Origin of the sequence: Sulfitobacter sp. D7 (assembly GCF_003611275.1) — a bacterium.
In the GTDB taxonomy this organism is placed as follows: Bacteria; Pseudomonadota; Alphaproteobacteria; order Rhodobacterales; family Rhodobacteraceae; genus Sulfitobacter; species Sulfitobacter profundi.
Window position 1 is genome coordinate 3,082,992 of the sequence record NZ_CP020694.1, and the last position, 23,584, is coordinate 3,106,575.

The following is a 23,584-nucleotide window of genomic DNA, read 5'->3' on the forward strand; positions in this document are numbered from 1 at the left end:
TTCCCGCCCGGCGGGCTTAGTACCCTTCGCCGAACTTATCCGCTACGAGGGCGGTCAAAGCGTCGGCCAAGGCATCGGCATCGGGGCCGGAAGTTTGGACATCAATCGAGGTGCCGCGGGAGGCGCCGAGCATCAACAGCCCCATGATACTGTCGCCTGAGGCCGACATGCCATCCTTGCTGACTTCGGCGCGGGCATCGAAAGCCTCGACCACTTCTACCAATTTGGCGGAGGCGCGCGCGTGCAGGCCTTTTTCGTTTACGATCTTTAAAGAAAATTCGGGCATGACGTACTGGGGCCTTCTAACCTGCGCTGACATTCTGGCTGTCGATATACTTCTTACCAGCTTCGAGTGCGGCACGCACGGCATCGGGCACATCCATATGCCGCGATTTGGCGAGTTTGATCAGCATTGGCAGGTTCGCGCCGTAGATGATCCGGCGGTTTTCCGGGCGGCACGCCAAGAGGCTGAGGTTTGAGGGTGATCCGCCGAAAAGATCGGTGACGACCACGACACCCGCGCCTTGGTCCACCGCATCGGCAGCGGTGCAGATTTCGCGTTCTTTATCGGCGCGGTCGTGGTCGGCCTCGATCGCGATGGCGCGGACGCCGAATTGGGATCCCACGACATGTTCGATGGCGGCAAGATACTCTTGCGCCAGCCCCCCATGTGCGACGATGACGATCCCGATCACGGCTTATTTTCCTCACGATGCTGACGGTCCAGCTCACGGTGCCTAATTGACACCTGCCAGCCCTGCTCTGCAAGGCGCAAAGCGTGATCTTCCGCCATGGCGACGGAGCGGTGTTGCCCGCCCGTGCAGCCAAATGCGATGGAGATATGCGATTTGCCCTCTTCGCGGTAAGCGGGCAGTAAAAGCAGGCTAAGGTCGAGCACCTTGTCGGCGAAATCTGTGTAGCGTTTATCGCCTGCCACATGGGCCGCGACAGCTGCATCCCGCCCGTCGCCACTGCGCAATTCGGGCACCCAATAGGGGTTTCTAAGGAAACGGCAGTCATGCACCACATCGACGCCGCGCGGCAGGCCGCGTTTGTAGGAAAAGCTCTGCACCGAGACCGTGAGGTGGCGCTGGCCGCCGGGGGCGAACCACTGCTCCACCTCGGCGCGCAGCTCGTGGACGTTGAGCGTGGTCGTGTCGATCAACACATCGGCGCGGGCGCGGATCGGGTGTAGCAGCTCTTGCTCGCGGGTGATGCCGTCAACGGGGCGGTCGGCGGGGGCCAGCGGGTGGCGGCGGCGGGTTTCGGAAAATCGCTGCAACAGCACATCGGGTGCACAGTCGAGATAGAGTAGTTCCGCGCTCCACCCCTGCTCGGCCGACAGGCGGCCCATCAGTTCCAACACACCTTCGGTTGAGAAGTCGCGGTTGCGCGCGTCGATGCCCAAGGCCACCGACTGCGCATCGCCGGGACGGTCAAGCAGCGCGGGCAGCAAACGCAGCGGCAGATTGTCGATCGCCTCAAAGCCCGCATCCTCCAGCACGTTAAGCGCAGAGGAGCGTCCGGCGCCCGAAGGGCCGGTGACAAGGACCAACCGCCGAGTGGCGGGGTCTGTTGATGAGGTCTGACTGATCAATTCGGTTCTTTCACACCTGCTATATACAGATGAATTGCTGCCGCAAAATGAGCGCTATCGCATTTGTGAAAACAGGGCAACGTGACACCCTGTATCAGATGGCTGTGGCGCTCAGGAAGGCGCTGGTGTTCGGTATGGGCCAGATCGACGACAAGGCCCAAGGGCACGGGGCCGTGATCTTCGACCCGCAAGATGCCCACGTAACGCGCCTCGATCAGGCCGCGGATCGTGTCAGGAACGCTGGCGATCACCTGCTCGCCATGGCGGGTGACATCGGTTCGGTCATCTGCCACCAGCGTGGCGCCGAGGGCCATCAATTGCAAGGCAAGGGCCGATTTGCCCGCGCCGGAGGGGCCGAGGATCAGCACCCCACGCCCGTTGATCGCCACGCAGCTGGCGTGGAGGTTTTCGCGCTCGACTGTCATATCAGGCCCCGCGCCCGTGCTTTATGTAGGCAGCCCCACGACAAAACGCGCGCCGAGCGGTTCGGAGGTGATGTCGGCTTCGGTTGGGCGAATATTCTCGGCCCAGATCACGCCGCCGTGGGCTTCGACGATCTGTTTCGAAATCGCGAGGCCGAGGCCGGAGTTATTGCCGAAATGCTCTTCCGGGCGCTGCGAATAGAAGCGTTTGAAAATCTTGCCAAGCGCCTGTTCGGGAATGCCGGGGCCGGTGTCCTCGACCACGATCAGCACGCGGTTGGCACGCTTGCGCGCCCAGACCCGGATCGCATCGCCATCTTCGCAAAAGGAGATCGCGTTGGTGATGAGGTTCACAAAAACCTGCGCCAAACGGGCCTCAAGCCCATGTACGGTGATCGGCGCGGCGGGCAGATCGGTGATAAAGTCAATGCCCTTGGATTTCGCATCCTCGCCCAGATACTGGCCCAGATTGCCCAGCATTTGCAGCAGGTCGAAGGGCTCTTCCTCTTCCTTGACCAGTTCGGAATCAAGCCGCGAGGCATTGGAGATGTCGCTGACCAGCCGGTCGAGGCGGCGCACGTCATGCTCGATCACATCCAGCAGCTTCTCGCGTTGGTCGTCGCGTTTGACCATGCGCAGGGTGCCGACAGCAGACCGCAGAGAGGCGAGCGGGTTCTTGATCTCATGGGCCACATCGGCGGCGAATTGTTCGTTACCGTCGATCCTGTTGTAAAGCGCCGAGACCATCCCGCGCAGTGCGCCTGACAGGCGGCCGATCTCGTCGGGGCGCGCGGTCAGGTCGGGGATGCGAATGCGGCCGGGGTTCATCTTGCGCGCATCCTTGTCGCGGCCAAGTTCGGCGGCAGTGGACAGTTCGGCCAGCGGGTTGGCAATGGTCGAGGCCAGCACGAGGCTGAGCCCGATAGAGACCAGTGTGGCGATGACGAACATCTGCAAAACGCGCTCACGTTCGCTGCGCACAAGACGGTCAATCTCTCCCGCCGCGCTGGCCACGGCGACCACGCCGACGGGGGTGTCGCCCTGCATGATGGGGGTCACAACGCTGAACAGCGTGCCTCCTTCGATGGCAAGCGTGCCTTCCAGCCGGGTGCCGCCGGTCACGCTGGTGCCGACCATGCCGCGCAACTGTTCTTCGAGCGGCGGGGAGGCGGTGACCTCATCCGTGCCGAAGGGGGCCGAGACCCGCTCCCAAAGCCAGTTCAACCCGTCGTTCAACAGTGTCCGCTCGCCCGCCTCGGAAGCGGCGAGGGCTTCGGCAACGGTGAGGCTGCCAGCGGTGCGGGCCACCAGCGTTTCCGCCGGGTCATAGACGAAAACTTCGATGCCGCCGCGCAGGTCCAGCCCCTCAAGCGTGGCGGCCACGTCGACACCGTCGCCGGTGGTCAGGTTCACAGGTGCGCCTGCGGGAAGCTGCGCTTCGATCACATCGGCGATCAGCTCCGTCTCGGACACCAGCGCCGCGGCGCGTTGCAACGCCAGACTGTCGCGCGAGGAATTGAGGTAGAGGATCCCCGCCACCAGAACGCTGAGCGCGATGAGGTTAAAGGTAATGATCTTGCGTGTCAGCGGCGAGGAGCGGAGCGAGAACAGCCCCCGCCGTTCGCGCTTGACCCGAATTTCATCCGGCGCGGCACTGTCAGGAGTGACCCAATCGTCCCCCAGTACAACATCACCGTCCCTGCCAGCAGTCATGTCCCGCACAAGCTTCCTTTCGACCCGCGTTAAGCGCCGGGTTTACTCTTCGTTATATCTATAGCCGATGCCGTAAAGCGTCTCGATCGCCGAGAATTCATCATCCGCGCTGCGCATCTTTTTGCGCAGGCGCTTGATGTGGCTATCGATCGTCCGGTCATCCACATAGACCTGATCGTCATAGGCCACGTCCATCAGTTGGTCGCGCGACTTCACGAAACCGGGGCGCTGTGCGAGAGCCTGCAACAGCAGGAATTCGGTCACGGTCAGGGACACGTCCTTGCCCTTCCAGCTGACCGCGTGGCGTAACGGGTCCATCCGCAGATCGCCACGTTCCATCACTTTGGTCTCTTCGGTATCGCCCACCTCATTCGTCTCTACCGCGTCCTGGCGGCGCAGAAGGGCGCGAATACGCTCGACCAGCAGGCGCTGGCTGAACGGCTTTTTGACGTAGTCATCGGCCCCCATGCGCAGGCCCAGCACCTCGTCGATCTCATCATCCTTGGAGGTCAAAAAGATCACCGGCATCGCGGTTTTCTGACGCAAACGTTGCAGCAGATCCATGCCGTCCATGCGGGGCATCTTGATGTCCAGCACTGCCATATCCGGCAGTTTCTTGTTGAAGGCGTCCAACGCGGCTTGGCCATCGTTGTAGGTCTCCACTTCGAAGCCTTCAGCTTCAAGAGTCATCGAAACAGATGTCAGGATGTTCCTGTCATCGTCTACCAATGCAATCTTTGACATTGCCTGCTTCCTTATGCTGCTCAATTCGTTCTTATTTTTGGAGTCAGTGATCTCCAATATTACAGATCGAATCAATCCTTAAGTGCGAATCGTGCCTTTGAGATGCACCAATTCGGTCATAATTTGGTTAGGAATGGCTAAATTGCCGCACTTTAATTACTCTTACCCAAGATAAGACTAGGGCGGTGCGCATCGCTTTGGGCCGGGTTCTAAGCGCTTCGAAACAAAGTTTTACATGATGGCGCTAACTGTGACAAAGCTGCCTGTTCAACCTGAAAACGCCCGTGTTAAGAGGCTCTCAAGGCCCCCGATGCCCAGGGCAATTGCGCCCGCTCGGACACGTACTGCGCTGCTCACGCGCTACCACAGGAGACATCATATGACATTTGGACGGGTAAACCCGCAGTTCAGCCTCGAAGATCAACAGATCAGCGGGCTCGGCGATGTCTATTACAACCTGACCGAGCCTGCGCTGGTCGAGGCGGCATTGAAACGGGGCGAAGGCAGCCTCGGCAAAGGCGGTGCCTTTCTGGTGACCACCGGCAAGTTCACAGGCCGGTCGCCCAAAGATAAACATGTGGTCAAAACCGACAGCGTGGCCGACAGCATCTGGTGGGAAAACAACGCCGAGATGTCGCCCGAAGGGTTTGACGCGCTCTATCAAGACATGATCGCTCACATGCAAGGCAATGACTACTTCGTCCAAGACCTCGTTGGCGGGGCCGACCCCAAGCACGCGATCAACGTGCGGATGGTGACGGAACTGGCATGGCACGGCCTCTTTATCCGCACCATGCTGCGCCGCCCCGATGCCGAAGCGCTGCAGGACTTCACCGCCGATTTCACCGTGATCAACTGCCCCAGCTTCCAGGCCGATCCGGCCAAGCACAACTGCCGCAGCGAGACCGTGATCGCGATGAACTTCGACCGCAAGATGATCCTCATCGGCGGCACCGAATACGCGGGCGAAAACAAGAAGTCGGTCTTCACCCTGCTGAACTACCTGCTGCCGGAAAAGGGCATCATGCCGATGCACTGCTCCGCCAACCACGCCACCGGCAACCCCGTTGATACGGCTGTTTTCTTTGGCCTTTCCGGCACCGGCAAGACCACCCTGTCGGCCGATCCCGAACGCACGCTTATCGGCGATGATGAGCACGGCTGGTCCGACAACGGCACCTTCAACTTCGAAGGCGGCTGCTATGCCAAGACCATCAACCTCAACCCCGAGGCAGAGCCGGAAATCTACGCGACGACCTCCAAGTTCGGCACGGTGATCGAGAATATGGTCTTCGATCCAGACACCTTCGAACTGGACTTCGACGACGACTCGCTCACGGCCAACATGCGCGCCGCCTACCCGCTGCACTATATCTCCAACGCCAGCGAGAAGGCCGTCGGGGGCCACCCCAAGAACATCATCATGCTGACCTGCGATGCCTTCGGTGTGCTGCCTCCGATTGCGCGGCTCAGCCCGGCGCAGGCGATGTACCACTTCCTGTCGGGCTTCACCTCCAAGGTGGCGGGCACCGAGCGTGGCGTGACCGAGCCTGAGCCCACATTCTCCACCTGTTTCGGCGCGCCCTTCATGCCGCGCCGCCCCGAGGTCTACGGCAACCTCCTGCGCGAGAAGATCGCCCAGCATGGTGCCACCTGCTGGCTGGTCAACACCGGCTGGACCGGCGGCGCCTACGGCACCGGCTCGCGGATGCCGATCAAAGCCACCCGCGCCCTGCTGAGTGCCGCGCTTGAGGGGCGTCTGGCAGAGGCTGAATACCGCAAAGACCCGAACTTTGGCTTCGACGTTCCGGTTTCGGTCAACGGCGTCGCCGACATCCTGCTCGACCCGCGCCGCACATGGGACGATCCGGAATCCTATGACCGTCAGGCGGCCAAACTGGTCAAGATGTTCTCGGACAACTTTGAACAATACCTGCCCTATATCGACGACGATGTGAAAGCCGCAGCGATCAGCTAAGCCTTTGCGTTAGCATCCAAAACAGAAAGGGCCGCCTTGATGGGCGGCCCTTTTTGCATCTTGCCCTCAATGTTCGTCAGCCTGCGAATGTTACCTTTGCGTCCAAAGGCATCTCGCGCAGGAAGCTGTCATCAACACCGGCGATATTCACTGAGGTCGACCGGTCCACCGCCGCGATCAGGGCAAAGCTTTTGTCCGGATACCGCCCGGCCATCAGCAGGCGTTTGTAGGCCAAGGGCACCGGCTCGCCACCCTCTTCGCGTGGGATTTGGGTAACCACCTCGTCCAACCGAACGCCACAGGTCGCCTCCACCTCTCGAAAGGGGAAGTTCAGCATATTCTCAAACTCGGGCCCGCCCGGAAACAGCTTCAGTGGCCGTCCGATGCTGCTGCGCGCGTTGGTCCAGCCCCACCACTGCGTGTAGAACGATTTCTCCCCCACTTCGGTACAGATCCATCCATTGGGCGAGTCGCGATACACCAGCACATAGGGGCGCATGGCGCGAAAGGCTTCGCTCTCCAACTCTCCCCGGCTCATGCACCACGCCTGAAGCGCGGCCTGCATCATCGCTGAGCCCCCATCCCAGATCAGTGACAAGGGCTGCTGCTGCTGGTGAAAACTCCATCCGTTCGGCTCTTCGTGCGAAAGGCGCAGCATCCCGTCGGCGTGGCGCGTCTTGCCATCCAGCCACAGCTTGCCCCGGTCAATGATATCGCGCGCTTCGGGCAAGGCCTCCACGCCAGCCTTAGTCAGGGAATAGCGCCGGTTCTCAATGGTGAACAGCGGCGCGCCCATCGCCTCTTCCAATTGCTGGATATGCCGCCGAACCGTTTGCCGCGTGCTTGCCAGTTGAGCGACCGCATGGCTGAGGTTCAGCGTTTGCGCCAAGGTCACGAATGAGCGTATCATCTCGAACAAAAGGGCCGGCGCAGGGTCCTTTTGCGGGGTCGGGGGCACGGGTGCGACCGGCTCAATATCGGACATATGTTGGTTCATAGGCAATGGATGGTACATGAATCATCCGGTAACGCAACATAATCTATCCAGCCAAGGTAAATCGGTTAACCCAAAGGGGCCATATCTAGGCAATTGATCCTCAACACATTGCGGGTAGTGAATGTATTGTACTCAACCTGAGGTATTGAACTATGTCCCACCCTGTAGACGTTCACGTCGGTCGCCGACTCAAGCAGGCCCGCACCCTGCGAAGGCAATCCCAGACCGATGTGGCGCGTGAACTCAAGCTGTCGTTTCAGCAGATCCAGAAGTATGAAATCGGCTCCAACCGGATTGCCGCCAGCCGCCTGCATGAGCTTGCCCGGATACTGAATGTGACCCCCGGCTATTTCTTTGAAGGGCTGGATGACGACCACCCCGAGAACAGCAATGACCCCCACCTTGAGATCGTGAATGCCATCGGCTCCATCAAGGACGATGCGGTAAAGGCCCGAATTCTAACGTTTATTGAGGACGTCTCTGGCGTCACGGTGTCGCGCAAAAGCTGATCGCGGCTCTCTGTCCACGCTAACTACGGCCTCGGCCACGCGGCTTGCAACAGCTTCACGGCAGCACGCAACCCCGCGGCAACCTGATGCGCGCACGCTTTAAGGGCCGGTCCTCGCAACCGGCGTCTCCCACCTTTACGCGACCAGGGTTTCCGCTTTCTTAAGATCGACAGAAACCAACTGGCTGACCCCCTGCTCCGCCATGGTCACCCCAAAGAGCCGGTCCATCCGAGCCATCGTCACCGCATGGTGCGTGATGATCAGGAACCGCGTATCGGTCTGACGGCACATCTCATCCAACAGATCGCAGAACCTGGTCACATTTGCGTCATCAAGCGGCGCGTCGACCTCGTCCAGCACACAGATCGGCGCCGGATTGGCCAAGAACACGGCAAAGATCAGCGCCATCGCGGTCAAGGTCTGCTCCCCGCCCGACAGCAGGCTCAGGGTGCTCAGCTTCTTGCCCGGCGGTTGGCACAGGATCTCCAACCCGGCCTCCAATGGATCATCGCTTTCGACCATCACGAGGTTCGCCTCGCCGCCACCAAAGAGGTGGGTAAACAGCATAGAGAAGTTCGCGTTCACCTGTTCAAAGGCCGTCAGCAGCCGCTCCCGCCCCTCGCGGTTGAGGCCCGCGATCCCGCTGCGCAGGGTCTTGATTGCCTCTTCCAAATCGGCCTTCTCGGTCAGCAGCGCGCCGTGCTCTTCGCGTATCTCTTTGGCGTCATCCTCGGCGCGCAGGTTCACCGCGCCCAAGGAATCCCGCTGCCTTTTGTAACGGTTTACGTCCTCTTCCAGCGCGTCCACCGGCGGGGTCTGATCCGCCTCGATGTCCAGCGCATCGCGCAGGGCCTCGGGCGTGACTTGCCGTTCGTCCTGAATACGGTCCGCCGCATGGGTCACCGTCTCACGCGCGGCATCGCTGCGCGCCTCGGCCCGGGCGCGGGCTTCCCGCGCGTCCGAGGCCTGCCGTTCCGCGTCGCGTTCGGCATCCGTCGCCGCCTTCAGCGCAGCTTCGGCGGCGGCCAGCGTGTCGGTCGCATGGGTGCGTCGCGTTTCGGCGGCAGTGATCGCACCTGACAATTCTTCCCGCTTCGCCGCGATTTCCGCCGGCACGGCACCCGCCTCGGCCAACTCCGCCTCAGAGGCGGCTTTGCGTTCAACCAATTCGGCGGTGCGCTTGCCCGCTGTCTCCAACCGGTGCCGCCAGCCGCTGACCTCTTTCGAGACCTCTTGCACCCGGCGTCTGCGGGCATCGCCTTCGCGGCGCAATTCGTCATGGGCCGAGCGGCGCGACATCATGGTGATCCGAGACGCTTCGACCGTCATGCGGATATCGTCGACGGTCGCACGGGCAGCGGCAAGATCGTCCAAGCCCGCCAAGGTACGTTCGGCGTCCATCACCTCGGCCCGCGCGGTAATCGCGGCCTCCTCATGGCGCTTCACGGCAAGGCCAAGGGATTCCAGACGGCTTTGAACAAGGTTGCGATCCGCCTCCGCCCGGCTCAGGGCGCGCCCCGCTTCGGCCACCTGTCGATCCGCGTCGCGCCGCGCTTCGCGGGCACGTTTGTCGGCCTCGGCCTGCTCGGCCAACTGCTGCTGCAGGGTTTCATGCGCGGCCCGTGCCGCATCGGCACGTTCGCTCACCTGTTCCAGCGCCTGTTTCAGAACTTCCAACCGGTTCAACTGCTGCAGGCGCAGGGCCGCAGCCGATGGCGCATCCTCGGCCATGGCGCGGAACCCGTCCCACCGCCAAAGATCACCCTCTGCCGAGACCAGCCGTTGCCCGGGCAGCAACTGCGCCTGAAGCCGCGCGCCCGCCTCAGGATCCACCAGCCCAATCTGGCTCATGCGGCGTTCCAGCACCTTCGGAACCGTGACATGCTGCGTCAGTGGCGGCGCCCCTTCGGGCAGCGGCTGCGCCTCTAGGTAGCCCGGCAAGATCGACCAGCCGGAGGGTCGATCGGTAGCAACTTCCGGCGCGCGCAGGTCATCGGCCAAAGCCGCGCCGAGCGCCTTTTCAAACCCATGTTCGACCTGCAACCGGTCGAGGATCTGCCCGCCTTCCGCCGTGTCGCGTTCGACCAGCTTTGCCAGCGCGCCAACCTCTGCGCGCAGCGCATTGGCCTCGCCCTCGGCCTCGGACCGCTCTGCACGGGCATCGGCTTCGCGCGACTGCGTGTCGGCGCGGGTTTCTTCCGCAGCCAAAAGAGCCGCATCTGCCGCGGCTGAGGCCGTGACTGCGCTCGCCTCGGCCTGCTGGGCCGCTGCGAAATCCACACCAGCTTTGTCGAGGGTCGCTTGGCTCTGAGCGACTGCATCGCGGGCCTTGCGGGCTTCGGCTTCCGACTTCTCCAGCGTTTTGCGGCTGTCCTGAAGCAGACGTTCGGCCGAGCTGTGCCGCGCCGCCAGACGGGCGACATCTTCGGTCTGCTGGGAAAGGTCCGCCTCGCGGGTCTGCAAGACTTCCGCCGCCTCGCGCGCGGCCTCTGCCGCCGCCTCAAGGGCGCTGTCGTGCCCCTCATCGGCTGTGGCAAGCTCGGACGCTTCCCTTTCGAGGCGCTCGATCGTTTCTTCCGCGTCGCGGTTCAGCCCGCCTTCCCGCTCGATATCGCGGGTCAACTGGGTGATGCGGCTGGTCAGGGTGTGGATCAATGACGCGGCACGGGTTTCTTGATCGGCCAGCGTGTCGCGCTGTGTGGTCAGACGTTGCAGAATCGCGGTCGCAATCGCCTCTTCCTCGCGTAAGGCGGGCAAGGCGGCCTCGGCCTCCTCCCGCCCTTTGGCCACGCGCCGCACCTGCGCTTCGGCCTCTGCCGTTGCGGCAACACGGGCGCGCAGGTCATCCTCGGCCTTGCCGCGCGCCTCGTCTGCTTCGCGCCAGCGGCGGTAGAGCAACAAGCCCTCGGCGCGGCGCAGTGCTTCGCCAATCTCGCGGTACTTCGCGGCCTGCCGCGCTTGCCGGGCCAGCGTGGCCAATTGAGCGGCCAATTGTTCAACCACATCATCAACACGGGCGAGGTTCTGTTCGGCCCCGTTAAGTTTCAATTCGGCCTCATGGCGGCGCTGGTAGAGCCCCGAGATCCCAGCGGCCTCTTCCAGAATGCGGCGGCGACTTTTCGGCTTGGCGTTGATCAGCTCTGCAATCTGCCCTTGCCGGACCAGCGCCGGGCTATGCGCCCCGGTGGAGGCATCGGCGAAGAGCATCTGCACATCCCGCGCCCGGACATCCTTGCCGTTCACCTTGTAGGCGCTGCCGACATCGCGGGTGATGCGGCGCACGATCTCAAGCGCGTCTTGTTCGTTAAAGCCCGCAGGCGCCAGCCGGTCGCTGTTGTCGAGATGCAGCGCCACTTCGGCAAAGTTACGCGCCGGGCGCGAGGCGGCCCCGGCAAAGATCACGTCTTCCATGCCGCCGCCCCGCATGGCGGTCGGGCGGTTTTCGCCCATGACCCACCGCAAGGCTTCGAGCAGGTTGGATTTGCCACAGCCGTTCGGCCCCACGACCCCGGTCAGCCCGTCTGAAATGACGAGGTCCGTCGGGTCCACGAAGCTTTTGAAGCCGGTTAATCTGAGTTTGGAAAAACGCAAGTTTGCCCTGCCGTGATTGATTCTTGCCTGAGCGGCGAACTTGCCGTTTGGCACGGGTCCGAGTCAATCAAAAGCCCCAAGGGACAGGGGGCGGTCGGCGGTTATCCACAAGATATTGTCGTCTCTCGGCCATTTCCGAGACTGGCCTCCGCCAGCCCCGCCGGATCGGCGCGTGTCGTCATTCTGACGCCGTCCAAGTCACAGCCCGGTGTTCCGCCTCAACCACAGCAAGCGCCCTCTAGTCGCAATCCAACACGCCAACGGCCTGCGCCTGATCGCCCAAGACCTCTTTCACCTCACAACCGCTCGCCTGTGCCATCGCACGCCCCGCCCGCCCGCGGATGGGGCCAAAGCGCGGCGCGTATTGGGTGTTCACCCGCACCGCTTCCGCCCGCTCCCCCCGAATGCGCACATCGAACACCGAACCCTCCACGGTGATGCGTTGGGCCGGAAGGCCCCTGAAGTCCCGACTAGGCGCGGTACAAGCCGCAAGGCCGATCACCACCGCAATGATAAGAAGCAAACGCATGGTTTGAGCCTGTCGCGGTTGGGTTAATAAAAGCCTAACGCAAAAGAAAAAGCCCCGGCGAAACCGGGGCTTTCAAAATTCGATGGGGCGCTGGCTTAGTGCAGCTTGGCTTCGACTTGGGCGATGCCATCGTCGATCAGCTTGTTACCCTGTGCAGCGGTCATCTGCTTAGCGATCACATCGCGCGCAGCGGCCACAGCGATCGTCACGGCTTGGTCGCGGACTTCCTTCACAGCGGCGGCCTCGGCCGAGCTGATCTGGTCCTTCGCGGCGGCCATGCGACGGTCAAGCGATTTGGCCATATCCGCCCGTGCCTGTTCGGCAGCAAGACGGGCATCTTCCTTGGCGGAAGACACTATGCGGTCCGCTTGATCCTGCACCTCTTTCTGCTTGCGCTCATAGGAGGCGAGCAAAGTTTGCGCTTCTTCACGCAGGGCGCGGGCTTCTTCCAGCTCGGTCTTGATGCCATCGGCACGTTTATCGAGCATGCCGATCAGCAGCGTCGGAACCTTGAAGTAGATCAGGATCCCGAGGAACAGCAGGAACGCCAGCAACACGATGAAATCGGTGTTGCGCAGCGAAAAGAAAGGCCCCGTGGCGGCAAGCGCTGGCGAAGCCGCAAGACCGGCGAGCAGGGTCGAAAGTGTCAGGCGCATGGATTTGGTCATGGCTTATCCTTTCATCCGCGCATCGACGGCGGCATCAACGGTTGTAGCGTCTGCCGTGCCACCAAGGGCGGCGACGAGCGCTTCTGCGGTGTCCTTGGCAACGGCTTGTACGTTGTCCATGGCGCCCGCGCGAATTTCGGCGATGGCTTTTTCCGATTCCGCCACTTGCGCGGCAATCTCGGCATCGGCCTTGGCCATTTCGGCATCCAAATCAGCCTGCATGTCCGCTTTGGCTTGGGCCACGATCTGCTGTGCCTCGGCACGGGCGTCGATCAGGGCCTTGTCATAGGCGGCTTCGGCTTCCTGTGCCTTGACTTTAAGGTCTTCGGCAGCCGCGATGTCATTGGTGATGGTCCCTTGGCGTTCAGCCAAAACCGCACCGATGCGAGGCAGAGCCACGCGCGACAGGATCAGGTAGGTGGCGATCAGCGCGAGGATCAGCCAGAAAATCTGGTTGCCCCAGTGATCGAAGTTCAGCTGCGGCATGCCCGGCGTTTCGGCAGCATGGGTCGCAATGCCGGTCGCGTCGGCCAGCCCGTCGCTGGTTGTTACAGTTGCCATCGTGGCTTCTCCTTGGAAACTTTGCCGTTACAGCCGGGCAGACACGGCGATGCGCGCCTGCCCGCTCGTAAGGATTACAGTTCCGAGAGCTTAGACAGCGAACATCAGCAGCAGAGCGACGAGGAACGAGAAGATCCCCAGAGCTTCTGCAAACGCGATGCCGATGAACAGGGTCGCTGTCTGGCTTGCGGCTGCCGACGGGTTGCGCAGAGCGCCGGACAGGAAGTTGGCGGCAACGTTGCCGACACCCAGGGCTGCGATGCCTGTGCCGAGACCTGCGATGCCTGCGCCGATATGTGCGAGTTGACCTTCCATGGGGGTATCTCCTTACGATTGGAAGTTAAAACTTTGACGGGAAGCCCCGCCGTTGTTGGGGTTGTTAGTGTGCGGGGTGCAGCGCGTCCTTGAGGTACACGCATGTCAGGATGGTAAAGACATAGGCCTGGATAAAGGCCACCAGCACTTCGAGACCGTACATCGCGGTGATCGCGAGTACCGACACCGGAGAGATCACTGCGATGGCAGCAAAACCGGCGAAAACTTTAATAACCGCGTGGCCCGCCATGACGTTACCCGCCAGACGAATGGAGTGGCTAACCGGGCGCACGAAGTAGCTGATCAATTCGATGATTGCCAGCACCGGGCGCAGCGCCAGAGGGGCCGAGGACACCCAGAAGAGGCTCAGGAAAGCCGCGCCGTTCTTGACGAAGCCCACGACGGTCACGGTGATGAACACGGCCAGCGCCAGCACCACGGTCACCGAGAAATGCGCGGTGGGGGTAAAGGCTGTTGGGATCAGACCAAGGAAGTTCGCCATGACGATGAACATGAACAGGGTCATGATATAGGGGAAGAACTTCAGCCCTTCTTTGCCGCAGATGTCTTCGACCATCTTGTGGATGAAGCCGTAAGCCAGTTCTGCAACCGATTGCATCCGGCCCGGAACGACCGAGCGGCGCGCACTGCCCAGAACGAGCATCGCGAAAGTGGCCAGAACCGCCAGCGCCATCCAGAAGGTGGCGTTGGTGATGGTGTACCAAGCAACGGAAGCATCGTCGCTGAAAAGCGGCGATACGATGAACTGGTCCATCGGGTGGAATTCCAGACCGCCTGCTGCGGCACCGTCTATCTCTGTTGCCATCTCAGGCTCCCTCGTCCTTGCCCGAATGGGGCGTATCCTGTTCGGCCGGTTCGGCCTGTTGTTTGCTCTGGATTTCCTCAGCGGTGCGGAGCATCGTCTTCACCCCCGCCGCAAGGCCCAGCATTACAAATAGCACCATGAAAATGGGCAGCGTGCCAAAAAGCACATCAAGCCCGTATCCGATGCCGAAACCGATCCCAAGACCGGCCACAAGTTCGATCACCATCCGCCATGCCATATTGGCCTGAGAATAATGCTCATCCGCTCGGGGCTTGGGTGCGCCGCGGTGTTTCGCAGCCGCCAGTTTGGCCTCAAGCTGCTCCATCTGCTGCCGTTGGTCCGGGCTGGTCACACCAAAATCCCCTTAGGAATATCTGCTGCGGTGCTACTGTCAGGGCGGGTTAGAGTCAACAACCTTGGGCGTAGCAGGTTTTCGCGCCTTTACAGTAGGTTAGCCGGAGCGAGACGGTGGCACCCTTGAAACAGCGCAAGCAAATCCCAGTGAAACCGCGCCGGATGCTTATTCAACCCGGTGGTTAAGTTAGCCGCAATGGCCGCTTTCCCACCCCCGCGCCCCGCGCTATGCAGGCACATGACCCAAGACCTAGATCAGGTGTTTGCCGCCCTTGCGGACCCCACCCGCCGCGCCATCCTCGCGATGCTGCTGGAGGATGATATGGCCGTGACCGACGTGGCCGAGCCGTTCGAGATGTCGCTGGCCGCGATCTCGAAACATCTGGGCGTGCTGACGGCGGCGGGGCTGATCAGTCAGGAAAAGCGGGGGCGTGTGAAGTGGTGCAAACTGGAACCGGATGCCTTGCGGAATGCGTCGGTCTGGATGCAGGGGTTCGGGCAGTTTGAGCCGGTGAACCTTGATGCCTTCGAGCGATTTTTGGAAATCGAACTGCCTGAGACTGCGGAAGGCGTGACGCGCTCAGGGTCTGAGTAGAGAGAGAGTGATCCCCCCTTGCCACGAGGTAAATAAGACAAGGGGAGGATCAATCGACGGTCAGATGACGCCGAATGCAAAACGCAAAATAGCCAATACCACTACGATCAACCCGATCAGGTAAATAATACTACGCATGGTTGTGTCCTTCACTTTGATTTCACGCCCCAACGCGGGATCACGCGGTCCGGTTCCATCAAATCTGCATCTTTTTGAATTTTTGTGATTTTTCCGCGCTGTCGTCGCGGAGCAGCAGGTAAAGCGCCAGAATGGTCAGTAGGACGCCACCCCAAATCAGCCCGCCCGGCAGGGCATTGCCAAAACCCAACTCCCACAGGATCACCCAGCTTGGCGTAAGATAGGTATAGGCCATCACTTTCGCCGAGGGCAGCCGCAGCGCCGCGAATTGCAACAGAACCACCGTGGCCGCCGTGGCAAAGACCGCAACGTATAGGATAGTGATCCAGACCAAGGGCCGAAGCGCACCCCAGTCCGTCGCGCGGATATCCTGCCAGCCGTACAGCCCCAACAGCACCGTTCCCGCCAGCAAGGTGCCAAAGGTGAACATCACCGCGCTCTCGCCTCGGTTCAGCCGCCGCACCATGGGCGTATAGAGCGCGTGACTGATGCAGCCGATGAAATAAATCGCCTCCCCCCGGCCGATGTCGAACGCCAACAGCGCCGCGAGGTCGCCGCGAAAGATCACCCACAGCGCCCCGGCCCCGCCGATCGCCAATGCCAGCGCCATGCGCGGCGTCATGATCTGCCGCACCAATGCCCATGCAAAGCCCGCCGCCATGACCGGGACAAGGGTAAAGACCGCCGCCGCAGCCACCGGCGGCGCGGTCTTCAGCGCTTCGAACATCAACACGAAATAGAGCGTAAAGAGCCCCGCCAACACGAAATAGCGCCAAGATGCTGCAAAGCCTGCCCGCTTGATATCGCCCCGCCCCCACGCCAGCGCGCCGACCAATACCGCCGCCAAGGCGAACCGAACGGCATTGAGAGCCGTGGGCGTGATCTCATTCGCCACCTGCGCCCCGAGCGAGAATGACCCCGCCACCAGCGCCGAGAAACAGAGCATCGCCAGATGCCCCTGCGCCGAAGCGCTTATTCGGGACATGTGACCGCATCCTCGGCATGTTCCTTCAGGAACCGCAGCACCGCCTGCACCTTACTGGTCCGGTGCAGATCAACATGGGTGACCAACCACAGAGCACTGCTCCAATCCGGGCGCGGGGCATGAATCTCAACCAACTGCGGATCGTTGCGCCCCATGGCGGCGGGCAGCCCACCGATTCCTGCCCCGGCCCGCAGCGCCGCCTCCATCGCCGCGCCGCTGGTGCTGCGCCACGTCACGCTTTCCTCTGGCACCGTGGCCCAGAGCCACTTGTGATAGGGCGCGCGGCTGTCCCGGTTATCGGCTGCGATGAAGCGGTGCTTGTGGTAGTCCTCCGGCCCCTGCGGAATGCCGAATTGCGCCACGTAATCCCGGCTCGCATAGGCCCCGACCGCCAGTTGGGCGTAGGGCTGCACCACATTGTCGGGCTGGTCCGGCGCGGCCCCGGCGCGGATGGCGACATGCGCCTCACCATACTCCAGCCGGAACAGGCGATCCCCGATTAGGTAACGCACGACCAACTCAGGGTTCTGGCGCTGAAATTCGCTTAGCAATGGCGCCAGTTGCGGGGCAAGGAAATCAAGCGACGTGATCACCAATTCGCCTGACACGTCACTGCCGCGCCCCTTGATCCGCCCGGCCAATTGGCTGAACTGATCATCCGTGGCCCGCGCCACCCGCAGCAGATCCTCGCCCGCCTCGGTCGCCGTATATCCGCGCGCGTGACGCTGGAACAACTTCACGCCAAGCCGCCCCTCCAAGGCATCGATATGGCGGATAACGGTGGCATGATGCACGCCCAACACCTCTGCCGCGCCACTGACGGTGCCAAGTTGCGCGACCTGATAGGCCGTCCTGATCTCATCCCAATTGTCCATGGTTCACCCTGCCTTCCTGACTTGTGCATTTACGAACATGGTCACGTTCATTCTGGCAGTTGCGTTCGGGAGCACAATGCCCAATTCCATGTCATCAGATTGACCCTTGGAACAAGGAGCCGCCAAATGGCCACCCTGCGTATCGAAACATCCGTGAACCGCGAAAACTCTGTCACCCGCAAACTGACAGACCGCATCATCTCCACCCTCGGCGACAGTGACGTTGTTACCCGCGACATCGCCACCGAGCCCCTGCCGCTGATCGATTCCACGTGGGCCAGCGCCCGCGTGAAACCCGTCGAAGAGCGCAGCACCTTGGATCAAGAAGCCCTCGCCCTCTCCGACACATTGGTTGCCGAAGTCCAAGCCGCCGATACAATCGTCATCAGCGCCCCGATCTACAACTTCACCATCCCCGCGTCTTTAAAAGCGTGGATTGACCTGATCGCCCGCGTCGGCGTGACCTTTAACTACACGGCAGAAGGCCCCGTCGGCTTGCTGGAAAACAAGCGCGTGATCGTCGCCTTCGCCTCTGGTGGCACCGGCATCGATTCCGCCGCCGATTTCGCCAGCGGCTATCTGCGCTTCGTGCTGGGTTTCTTGGGCATCACCGATGTGACCTTCGTCGCGGCGGACCAATTGGCCGTTGACGCCGAAGGCACCATCGCCCGCGCCAACGCCCAGATCGACGCGCTGCGCGACGCGGCCTAAGCAGCCTCGCGCTCAGAAACAGCCGCATCCCGTCACCGGGGCGCGGCTTTTGCATGGCGGTACTTTGCCGCCCGCCCTGCCCGGCTTGACTCGCGCCGCGCCAGCGCGTAAACGCCCCTCAATCTCCGGAAGCATTGCCTTCCGGTCCCGGCATTGCGTCGGGATCGCCCCCAGTCAGCGCGTTGCGCCCACTGGGGCATTTGTGCATTTTCGCGCGCGTCCTTAAATGGGGGCAAGTGCAACCGACCCGAAAGGCCCTGTGCCCATGTTTGAAAATCTCAGCGAACGGCTCTCTGGTGTCTTTGACCGCCTGACCAAGCAAGGCGCGCTCAGCGACGAAGACGTCAAAACCGCCCTGCGTGAAGTGCGCGTCGCCCTGCTGGAGGCTGACGTTTCGCTGCCCGTGGCGCGTGATTTTGTCAAAGCGGTACAGGACAAGGCGACCGGCCAAGCGGTGACCAAATCGGTCACGCCCGGCCAGCAGGTCGTCAAGATCGTCCATGACGCGCTGATCGACGTGCTGAAAGGCGAAGGCGAGCCCGGCGCGCTGAAAATCGACAGCCCGCCCGCCCCGATCCTGATGGTCGGTCTGCAGGGCGGCGGTAAAACCACCTCCACCGCGAAGCTCGCCAAACGCTTGAAGGAGCGTGACGGCAAGCGCGTGCTGATGGCCTCGCTCGACGTGAACCGCCCCGCGGCGATGGAGCAGCTTGCCATCCTCGGCACGCAGATCGGCGTCGACACGCTGCCGATCGTCAAAGGCGAAAGCCCCGTGCAAATCGCAAAACGCGCCAAAACGCAGGCGGGTTTGGGCGGCTATGACGTCTATATGCTCGACACCGCAGGCCGCCTGTCCATCGACGAAGAGTTGATGCAGCAGGTCAAAGCCGTGCGCGACGTGGCCAATCCACGTGAAACATTGCTCGTGGTCGACGGCCTGACCGGCCAAGACGCCGTGCACACCGCCGAGAACTTCGACGAGCGTATCGGCATCACCGGTGTCGTGCTGACCCGGATGGACGGCGATGGCCGTGGCGGTGCGGCGCTCTCGATGCGTGCCGTGACGGGCAAGCCGATCAAATTCGTCGGTCTGGGCGAAAAGATGGACGCGCTCGAAACTTTCGAGCCTGAGCGCATCGCGGGCCGTATCCTCGGCATGGGCGACATCGTCGCGCTGGTCGAGAAGGCCCAAGAAACCATCGAGGCCGAACAGGCCGAGAAGATGATGAAGCGCATGGCGAAGGGTCAGTTCAATATGAACGACCTCAAGATGCAGCTTGAACAGATGATCAAGATGGGCGGCATGCAGGGCATGATGGGCATGATGCCCGGCATGGGGAAAATGGCGAAACAGGTCGAAGACGCCGGTTTCGACGATAAGATCCTCAAGCAGCAGATCGCCCTCATTCAGTCGATGACCAAGAAAGAGCGCGCCAACCCTGCCCTGCTGCAAGCCAGCCGCAAAAAGCGCATCGCGCGCGGTGCCGGCATGGAGGTCTCTGACCTCAACAAGCTGATGAAGATGCACCGCCAGATGTCCGACATGATGAAGAAGATGGGCAAAATGGGCAAAGGCGGCATGCTCAAGCAAGCCATGAAGGGCATGATGGGCAAAGGCGGTATGCCCGGCGGCATGGACCCGAGCCAGATGGACCCAAAGGCGCTCGAAGCGGCGGCCAAGCAGATGGGCGGCAAGCTGCCCGGCGGTCTGGGCGGCATGGGTGGCGGCGGCATGGGCCTGCCCGGCGGCCTCAGCGGTTTCGGGAAAAAGAAATGACCGACACCACCACAGATACCGCCAGCCGCGCCGCCGAGCTGTTGAAGGGGCACCGCGCCTCAATCGACCGGCTCGATGCGATCCTCGTCTATACACTGGGCGAGCGGTTCAAACACACACAGGCCGTGGGGAAACTCAAGGCCACACACGACCTTCCCCCGTCCGATCCAGCCCGCGAAGCGGCCCAGATCGCACGGCTCGAAGATTTGGCGAAAGAGGCCGACCTCGACCCCGAATTCGCCAAGAAGTTCCTGAACTTCATCATCGCTGAAGTCATTCAGCACCATAAAAGCCACCAATCGTAAGACAGGGCGCAGCCCCTTCTTGCTTACCAACTCAAAGGACTACTCATCATGGCCATGAAAATTCGTCTCGCCCGCGGCGGCTCCAAAAAGCGCCCCTTCTACCGTATCGTTGCAGCCGACAGCCGCATGCCACGCGATGGCCGCTTCATCGAGAAGCTGGGCACATACAACCCGCTGCTGCCGAAAGACAGCGAAGAGCGCGTAAAGATGGACGTTGAAAAGATCGAAGCATGGATCGCCAAAGGTGCCCAGCCGACCGAGCGTGTGACACGCATGCTGGAAGCCGCTGGCGTCCGCGAAAAGACCGAGCGTAACAACCCCAAGAAGGGCACACCGGGCAAGAAAGCCCAAGAGCGCGTTCAAGAGAAGGCTGACAAAGCCGCTGCCGCTGCTGAAGCCGCCAACGCACCTGCCGAAGAAGCTTCCGCAGAATAAGCTGCGAGCGCCCGGCATGGATGAATTCTCTGAAGACTTCCGTGCCGGGCTGCACGACCTGATGCGGTGGCGGCGCGATGTGCGCCGCTTTCGCACAGACCCGCTGGACGAGGCACTGGTGCAAACCTGCCTCGACAGCTTTACTTTCGCCCCTTCTGTGGGCCTGTCGGAACCATGGCGGATCATCCGCGTGCAATCTGACACCGCGCGCCAAGCCGCGCTTGAGAATTTCGAAACAGCCAATGCCCGCGCCCTTGCCGGATATGACGGTGACAAGGCCGCGCTCTATGCCGGGCTCAAGCTTTCGGGCATGAGCGACGCGCCTGAGCAATTGGCAGTTTACTGTGATGAAAGCACCGACAAAGGCAGCGGCCTTGGTGCCGGGACAATGCCCGAGATGCGCCGCTATTCCGTGGTGGGTGGGATCAACTATTTGTGGCTCACCGCCCGCGCCCATGGCCTTGGGCTGGGCTGGGTTTCCGTGCTTGACCCTGCGCGGCTGAACCGTGATCTTGCCGTTCCAAAGGACTGGTCGCTGGTGGCCTATCTTTGTATGGGCTGGCCCGAGGACAACAGCCTGACGCCGGAACTGGAAACCAAGGGGTGGGAGGTGCGCGCCCCGCACCTGAAGGTCGAGGCCCGTTAATGAAAAAGCTACTGTTCCTTCTGTCCGTGCTCGTGCTCGGCTTTGTCCTTGGCATCCGCTACGATCGGCAGTTAATGCAGGACGAATGCAAAGCCGGGGCCGGAGAATGGACCGGGACGATCTGCGTGAATTCGGAGTTGTTGCAATGAGTGACCAAGACCTGATCTGTGTCGGTGCCATCGCGGGCGCCTACGGCGTGCGCGGCGAAGTGCGCGTGAAAAGCTACTGCGCCGTGCCCGCAGACATCGAGGGCTACCGCCCGCTGAGCACCGAGGATGGCAGCCGGACCTTCACCCTTGCTCTGCTGCACCCGGTCAAGAACGGCTTTGCCGCCCGCATCGCCGAGATCACCACCAAGGAAGAGGCCGACGATATGCGCGGTGTCTCGCTCTTTGCCGCGCGCGACCAACTTCCCGGTCTGCCGGATGATGAGTTCTACCACGCCGACCTCATCGGGCTTGAGGTCTATGACACTGGCGGCGCGCTGCTGGGCCGCGTGAAAACGGTGCAGAACCACGGGGCGGACGATCTGTTGGAACTGCAATTGGCGGGCACCTCGGCCACCACCTTCCTGCCCTTCACCAAGGCCGCCGTGCCGACCGTCGATCTTGCCACGGGCCGGATCGTCGCCGACCCGCCCTTGGGCGTGCTGCCGGATGGCAAGGATGGCTGAGACCGGAGCCGGATGATGCCCCGCCGGATCATCCTGCATCCCGGCTTTCACAAGACCGGGACCAGTTCCCTTCAGGCCACATTGCGCGCGAACCGCAGCGTGCTGAGACCCCATGTCGCGCTGCGCCTGCGTTGGCAGATGAAAGACCTGCTGCATGCCACGCGCGGCTATTCCACATGGCGCGATCCGCTTACGCTGCTCAAGGCCGAACACCGCTTCGACGCCTTGCTCGACGCCCTGCCCCGGATGCCACGCCGGACGCTTATCCTCTCGGCTGAGGAACTGGCGGGCCATTTGCCGGGCCGGGGCGATCTGGCCGATTACAGCGCCGCGCCCGAGTTGTTGGACAGCTTCACCCGCAGCCTGCGCCAGCGCTTTCCTCGGGCAGAGATCATGGTCTACCTCTCGACCCGTGACCCGGTGGAGTGGATCGCTTCGGCCTATTGGGAACATGTCAAAGCCTCGTCGATGACGTTGGACCTTGCCGAGTTCACCGCCCGCTACGCCCCTGCGGCAGACTTGGACACGGTGGTCGAGACAATCACCCGCCGCCTGCCCTGCCCGGTGCATCACGCGCGGCTGGAGGCGTGCCGCGACCTGCCGCTTGGCCCGGCAACCCCGCTGCTTGATCTGTGCGAGCTGCCGCCTGAGGTGATGGCAGAGCTAACGCTGCCACCGCCCGAGAACCGACGCTTGCCTGCGGAACTCTTGCAGGCTCTGCTTGACGCCAACCGCCAACACGCCGATGACCCACAGGCGCGCCGCCGCGCCAAGACCGCCCTACTGACACAGGCAGGAACCGCATGAAACCCACCCGCTCTCACGGACGCCAAAGCGCACGGCCCAGCCTGAAACCCCGCGCATTGATGCAAGACGCGCCCGATTACGCCGATGTCTGGCAAGCCCGGATCGTGACCCTGTTTCCCGATCTCTTCCCCGGCGTGCTGGGGGCCAGCCTGACCGGCAAGGCCTTGCACGAAGGCCGCTGGCAGCTGCACACCCACGACCTGCGCGATTTTGGCATCGGCAAACACCGCAACGTCGACGACACCCCCGCGGGCGGCGGGGCGGGCATGGTGATGCGCGCCGATGTTGTCGGCCCGGCTCTGGCCCGCGCGCAAAGCCACGCTCATGGGCGCTGGCCGATCCTTTACATGTCGCCGCGCGGGCGGCGGTTCGATCAGGCCATGGCGCGCGATTTGGCAAGCTGCGCAGGGGTGACGATGCTCTGCGGGCGGTTTGAAGGGGTCGATGAGCGGGTGATTGAGCATTTCGGCATTACCGAGGTCAGCTTGGGCGATTTCGTCATGACGGGCGGCGAACTGGCAGCCCAAGCGATGATCGACGCCACCGTGCGCCTGCTGCCCGGCGTACTAGGCAATGCCGACAGCATCGAAGAGGAAAGCCATGCCTCGGGACTTCTGGAACACCCGCAATACACCCGCCCCACCACATGGGAGGGGCGCGAAATCCCCCCTGTGCTGATGTCGGGCAACCATGGCGAGATCGCAAAATGGCGGCAAGCGCAGGCCGAAGACCTGACCCGCAAACGCCGCCCCGACATGTGGGCCGCGTTTGAGGGCAAAGACTAAGCAAGCGGCCCCTAGGGAACCCGCCCCCGCGCGGCGCGTTGATCCCCC

At 62.2% G+C, this 23,584-nt stretch carries 28 protein-coding genes; 12 read left to right on the top strand and 16 right to left on the bottom strand.

Annotation, left to right across the window (positions count from 1 at the left end; genetic code table 11):
* Positions 1-16: 16 nt before the first annotated feature.
* From B5M07_RS15060 to B5M07_RS15085, 6 genes are read right to left on the bottom strand one after another with little or no spacing between them, the layout of a single operon-like run.
* Complete coding sequence (locus B5M07_RS15060) at positions 17-286, bottom strand: HPr family phosphocarrier protein (protein WP_067623964.1); 270 nt, start codon at positions 284-286, stop codon at positions 17-19.
* Between the two features lie 16 nt (positions 287-302).
* Entirely contained in the window at positions 303-695 is a 393-nt protein-coding gene (locus tag B5M07_RS15065) for a PTS sugar transporter subunit IIA (protein WP_120351889.1), read from the bottom strand.
* Complete coding sequence (gene rapZ, locus B5M07_RS15070; RefSeq protein WP_120351890.1) at positions 692-1,597, bottom strand: RNase adapter RapZ; 906 nt, start codon at positions 1,595-1,597, stop codon at positions 692-694. Before rapZ ends, B5M07_RS15065 begins: the two co-directional genes overlap by 4 nt.
* Positions 1,594-2,022 (bottom strand): HPr kinase/phosphorylase, encoded by a 429-nt coding sequence (locus B5M07_RS15075; protein ID WP_120351891.1) that lies wholly within the window; start codon positions 2,020-2,022, stop codon positions 1,594-1,596. Before B5M07_RS15075 ends, rapZ begins: the two co-directional genes overlap by 4 nt.
* Positions 2,023-2,043: 21 nt before the next feature.
* A complete protein-coding gene (locus tag B5M07_RS15080) occupies positions 2,044-3,732 on the bottom strand; it encodes a sensor histidine kinase (protein WP_120351892.1) in 1,689 nt (562 codons plus the stop codon).
* Positions 3,733-3,774: 42 nt separating this feature from the next.
* Positions 3,775-4,476 carry a response regulator transcription factor gene (locus B5M07_RS15085; RefSeq protein WP_067260621.1) on the bottom strand — a complete coding sequence of 234 codons (702 nt, stop codon included), beginning with the start codon at positions 4,474-4,476 and terminating at the stop codon, positions 3,775-3,777.
* Positions 4,477-4,855: 379 nt separating this feature from the next.
* Between B5M07_RS15085 and B5M07_RS15090 the strand changes: the two genes are divergently transcribed.
* The gene (locus B5M07_RS15090; RefSeq protein ID WP_120351893.1) at positions 4,856-6,454 is read left to right on the top strand and encodes a phosphoenolpyruvate carboxykinase; all 1,599 of its coding nucleotides are present in this window, start codon (positions 4,856-4,858) and stop codon (positions 6,452-6,454) included.
* Positions 6,455-6,530: 76 nt separating this feature from the next.
* Here B5M07_RS15090 and B5M07_RS15095 read toward each other — a convergent pair whose 3' ends face one another.
* The gene (locus B5M07_RS15095; RefSeq protein ID WP_240791549.1) at positions 6,531-7,439 is read right to left on the bottom strand and encodes a LysR family transcriptional regulator; all 909 of its coding nucleotides are present in this window, start codon (positions 7,437-7,439) and stop codon (positions 6,531-6,533) included.
* A 164-nt stretch (positions 7,440-7,603) separates the two neighbouring features.
* Here B5M07_RS15095 and B5M07_RS15100 point away from each other — a divergent pair, with 164 nt between their 5' ends.
* A complete protein-coding gene (locus B5M07_RS15100) occupies positions 7,604-7,960 on the top strand; it encodes a helix-turn-helix domain-containing protein (protein WP_120351895.1) in 357 nt (118 codons plus the stop codon).
* A gap of 135 nt (positions 7,961-8,095) precedes the next feature.
* Here B5M07_RS15100 and smc read toward each other — a convergent pair whose 3' ends face one another.
* The 7 genes from smc to B5M07_RS15135 form a co-directional block, all read right to left on the bottom strand.
* Positions 8,096-11,551, bottom strand: a complete 3,456-nt coding sequence (gene smc / locus B5M07_RS15105) for a chromosome segregation protein SMC (RefSeq protein ID WP_120351896.1) — start codon at positions 11,549-11,551, stop codon at positions 8,096-8,098.
* A gap of 238 nt (positions 11,552-11,789) precedes the next feature.
* Positions 11,790-12,080 (bottom strand): hypothetical protein, encoded by a 291-nt coding sequence (locus B5M07_RS15110; protein WP_120351897.1) that lies wholly within the window; start codon positions 12,078-12,080, stop codon positions 11,790-11,792.
* 95 nt (positions 12,081-12,175) lie between these two features.
* Positions 12,176-12,736, bottom strand: a complete 561-nt coding sequence (locus B5M07_RS15115) for a F0F1 ATP synthase subunit B (protein ID WP_120352287.1) — start codon at positions 12,734-12,736, stop codon at positions 12,176-12,178.
* Between the two features lie 15 nt (positions 12,737-12,751).
* The gene (locus B5M07_RS15120; protein ID WP_120351898.1) at positions 12,752-13,309 is read right to left on the bottom strand and encodes a F0F1 ATP synthase subunit B'; all 558 of its coding nucleotides are present in this window, start codon (positions 13,307-13,309) and stop codon (positions 12,752-12,754) included.
* Positions 13,310-13,399: 90 nt separating this feature from the next.
* Positions 13,400-13,624 carry a F0F1 ATP synthase subunit C gene (locus B5M07_RS15125; protein WP_007118046.1) on the bottom strand — a complete coding sequence of 75 codons (225 nt, stop codon included), beginning with the start codon at positions 13,622-13,624 and terminating at the stop codon, positions 13,400-13,402.
* A gap of 64 nt (positions 13,625-13,688) precedes the next feature.
* Positions 13,689-14,450 (bottom strand): F0F1 ATP synthase subunit A, encoded by a 762-nt coding sequence (locus tag B5M07_RS15130; protein WP_067937983.1) that lies wholly within the window; start codon positions 14,448-14,450, stop codon positions 13,689-13,691.
* A gap of 1 nt (position 14,451) precedes the next feature.
* Positions 14,452-14,802: an AtpZ/AtpI family protein gene (locus B5M07_RS15135; RefSeq protein WP_120351899.1), complete on the bottom strand. Its 351-nt coding sequence runs from the start codon at positions 14,800-14,802 to the stop codon at positions 14,452-14,454.
* Positions 14,803-15,042: 240 nt separating this feature from the next.
* Here B5M07_RS15135 and B5M07_RS15140 point away from each other — a divergent pair, with 240 nt between their 5' ends.
* A complete protein-coding gene (locus B5M07_RS15140; protein ID WP_067627198.1) occupies positions 15,043-15,399 on the top strand; it encodes an ArsR/SmtB family transcription factor in 357 nt (118 codons plus the stop codon).
* Between the two features lie 196 nt (positions 15,400-15,595).
* On the opposite strand, the gene B5M07_RS15145 is transcribed toward B5M07_RS15140, so the two are convergent.
* Together B5M07_RS15145 and B5M07_RS15150 are read right to left on the bottom strand one after the other, a co-directional pair.
* On the bottom strand, positions 15,596-16,522 hold the full coding sequence (locus tag B5M07_RS15145; RefSeq protein ID WP_205570874.1) for a DMT family transporter: 927 nt from the start codon (positions 16,520-16,522) through the stop codon (positions 15,596-15,598).
* Positions 16,510-17,397, bottom strand: a complete 888-nt coding sequence (locus B5M07_RS15150; RefSeq protein ID WP_067627196.1) for a LysR family transcriptional regulator — start codon at positions 17,395-17,397, stop codon at positions 16,510-16,512. Before B5M07_RS15150 ends, B5M07_RS15145 begins: the two co-directional genes overlap by 13 nt.
* Before the next feature lie 126 nt (positions 17,398-17,523).
* Between B5M07_RS15150 and B5M07_RS15155 the strand changes: the two genes are divergently transcribed.
* The 9 genes from B5M07_RS15155 to trmD all read left to right on the top strand — a co-directional run bounded on the left by B5M07_RS15155 (position 17,524) and on the right by trmD (position 23,536).
* Positions 17,524-18,108 (top strand): FMN-dependent NADH-azoreductase, encoded by a 585-nt coding sequence (locus B5M07_RS15155; RefSeq protein WP_120351900.1) that lies wholly within the window; start codon positions 17,524-17,526, stop codon positions 18,106-18,108.
* Between the two features lie 265 nt (positions 18,109-18,373).
* Positions 18,374-19,885: a signal recognition particle protein gene (ffh, locus tag B5M07_RS15160; protein ID WP_120351901.1), complete on the top strand. Its 1,512-nt coding sequence runs from the start codon at positions 18,374-18,376 to the stop codon at positions 19,883-19,885.
* A complete protein-coding gene (locus B5M07_RS15165) occupies positions 19,882-20,190 on the top strand; it encodes a chorismate mutase (RefSeq protein ID WP_120351902.1) in 309 nt (102 codons plus the stop codon). The genes ffh and B5M07_RS15165 overlap by 4 nt, the downstream gene beginning before the upstream one ends.
* Before the next feature lie 48 nt (positions 20,191-20,238).
* The gene (gene rpsP / locus B5M07_RS15170) at positions 20,239-20,625 is read left to right on the top strand and encodes a 30S ribosomal protein S16 (RefSeq protein WP_007118056.1); all 387 of its coding nucleotides are present in this window, start codon (positions 20,239-20,241) and stop codon (positions 20,623-20,625) included.
* A 16-nt stretch (positions 20,626-20,641) separates the two neighbouring features.
* Complete coding sequence (bluB, locus tag B5M07_RS15175) at positions 20,642-21,271, top strand: 5,6-dimethylbenzimidazole synthase (protein ID WP_120351903.1); 630 nt, start codon at positions 20,642-20,644, stop codon at positions 21,269-21,271.
* Positions 21,271-21,420 (top strand): hypothetical protein, encoded by a 150-nt coding sequence (locus tag B5M07_RS19510; protein WP_162931880.1) that lies wholly within the window; start codon positions 21,271-21,273, stop codon positions 21,418-21,420. The genes bluB and B5M07_RS19510 overlap by 1 nt, the downstream gene beginning before the upstream one ends.
* On the top strand, positions 21,417-21,944 hold the full coding sequence (rimM, locus tag B5M07_RS15180) for a ribosome maturation factor RimM (protein ID WP_120351904.1): 528 nt from the start codon (positions 21,417-21,419) through the stop codon (positions 21,942-21,944). Before B5M07_RS19510 ends, rimM begins: the two co-directional genes overlap by 4 nt.
* A 15-nt stretch (positions 21,945-21,959) precedes the next feature.
* Complete coding sequence (locus tag B5M07_RS15185; protein WP_120352289.1) at positions 21,960-22,751, top strand: hypothetical protein; 792 nt, start codon at positions 21,960-21,962, stop codon at positions 22,749-22,751.
* Complete coding sequence (trmD, locus tag B5M07_RS15190) at positions 22,748-23,536, top strand: tRNA (guanosine(37)-N1)-methyltransferase TrmD (RefSeq protein WP_120351905.1); 789 nt, start codon at positions 22,748-22,750, stop codon at positions 23,534-23,536. The genes B5M07_RS15185 and trmD overlap by 4 nt, the downstream gene beginning before the upstream one ends.
* Positions 23,537-23,584: the final 48 nt, after the last annotated feature.

Bases quoted from the DNA above. Each gene is read 5' to 3' on its own strand.
- B5M07_RS15155 (WP_120351900.1), top strand. From the start codon at position 17,524: ATGGCCACCCTGCGTATCGAAACATCCGTGAACCGCGAAAACTCTGTC.
- B5M07_RS15080 (WP_120351892.1), bottom strand. From the start codon at position 3,732: ATGACTGCTGGCAGGGACGGTGATGTTGTACTGGGGGACGATTGGGTC.
- B5M07_RS15060 (WP_067623964.1), bottom strand. From the start codon at position 286: ATGCCCGAATTTTCTTTAAAGATCGTAAACGAAAAAGGCCTGCACGCG.
- B5M07_RS15130 (WP_067937983.1), bottom strand. From the start codon at position 14,450: ATGGCAACAGAGATAGACGGTGCCGCAGCAGGCGGTCTGGAATTCCAC.
- B5M07_RS15140 (WP_067627198.1), top strand. From the start codon at position 15,043: ATGACCCAAGACCTAGATCAGGTGTTTGCCGCCCTTGCGGACCCCACC.
- trmD (WP_120351905.1), top strand. From the start codon at position 22,748: ATGAAACCCACCCGCTCTCACGGACGCCAAAGCGCACGGCCCAGCCTG.
- B5M07_RS15110 (WP_120351897.1), bottom strand. From the start codon at position 12,080: ATGCGTTTGCTTCTTATCATTGCGGTGGTGATCGGCCTTGCGGCTTGT.
- B5M07_RS15150 (WP_067627196.1), bottom strand. From the start codon at position 17,397: ATGGACAATTGGGATGAGATCAGGACGGCCTATCAGGTCGCGCAACTT.
- rimM (WP_120351904.1), top strand. From the start codon at position 21,417: ATGAGTGACCAAGACCTGATCTGTGTCGGTGCCATCGCGGGCGCCTAC.
- ffh (WP_120351901.1), top strand. From the start codon at position 18,374: ATGTTTGAAAATCTCAGCGAACGGCTCTCTGGTGTCTTTGACCGCCTG.
- B5M07_RS15090 (WP_120351893.1), top strand. From the start codon at position 4,856: ATGACATTTGGACGGGTAAACCCGCAGTTCAGCCTCGAAGATCAACAG.
- B5M07_RS15145 (WP_205570874.1), bottom strand. From the start codon at position 16,522: ATGTCCCGAATAAGCGCTTCGGCGCAGGGGCATCTGGCGATGCTCTGT.
- B5M07_RS15125 (WP_007118046.1), bottom strand. From the start codon at position 13,624: ATGGAAGGTCAACTCGCACATATCGGCGCAGGCATCGCAGGTCTCGGC.
- B5M07_RS15095 (WP_240791549.1), bottom strand. From the start codon at position 7,439: ATGTCCGATATTGAGCCGGTCGCACCCGTGCCCCCGACCCCGCAAAAG.
- B5M07_RS15185 (WP_120352289.1), top strand. From the start codon at position 21,960: ATGCCCCGCCGGATCATCCTGCATCCCGGCTTTCACAAGACCGGGACC.
- B5M07_RS15085 (WP_067260621.1), bottom strand. From the start codon at position 4,476: ATGTCAAAGATTGCATTGGTAGACGATGACAGGAACATCCTGACATCT.
- B5M07_RS15165 (WP_120351902.1), top strand. From the start codon at position 19,882: ATGACCGACACCACCACAGATACCGCCAGCCGCGCCGCCGAGCTGTTG.
- bluB (WP_120351903.1), top strand. From the start codon at position 20,642: ATGGATGAATTCTCTGAAGACTTCCGTGCCGGGCTGCACGACCTGATG.
- B5M07_RS15075 (WP_120351891.1), bottom strand. From the start codon at position 2,022: ATGACAGTCGAGCGCGAAAACCTCCACGCCAGCTGCGTGGCGATCAAC.
- B5M07_RS15115 (WP_120352287.1), bottom strand. From the start codon at position 12,736: ATGCGCCTGACACTTTCGACCCTGCTCGCCGGTCTTGCGGCTTCGCCA.
- B5M07_RS19510 (WP_162931880.1), top strand. From the start codon at position 21,271: ATGAAAAAGCTACTGTTCCTTCTGTCCGTGCTCGTGCTCGGCTTTGTC.
- rpsP (WP_007118056.1), top strand. From the start codon at position 20,239: ATGGCCATGAAAATTCGTCTCGCCCGCGGCGGCTCCAAAAAGCGCCCC.
- B5M07_RS15100 (WP_120351895.1), top strand. From the start codon at position 7,604: ATGTCCCACCCTGTAGACGTTCACGTCGGTCGCCGACTCAAGCAGGCC.
- B5M07_RS15120 (WP_120351898.1), bottom strand. From the start codon at position 13,309: ATGGCAACTGTAACAACCAGCGACGGGCTGGCCGACGCGACCGGCATT.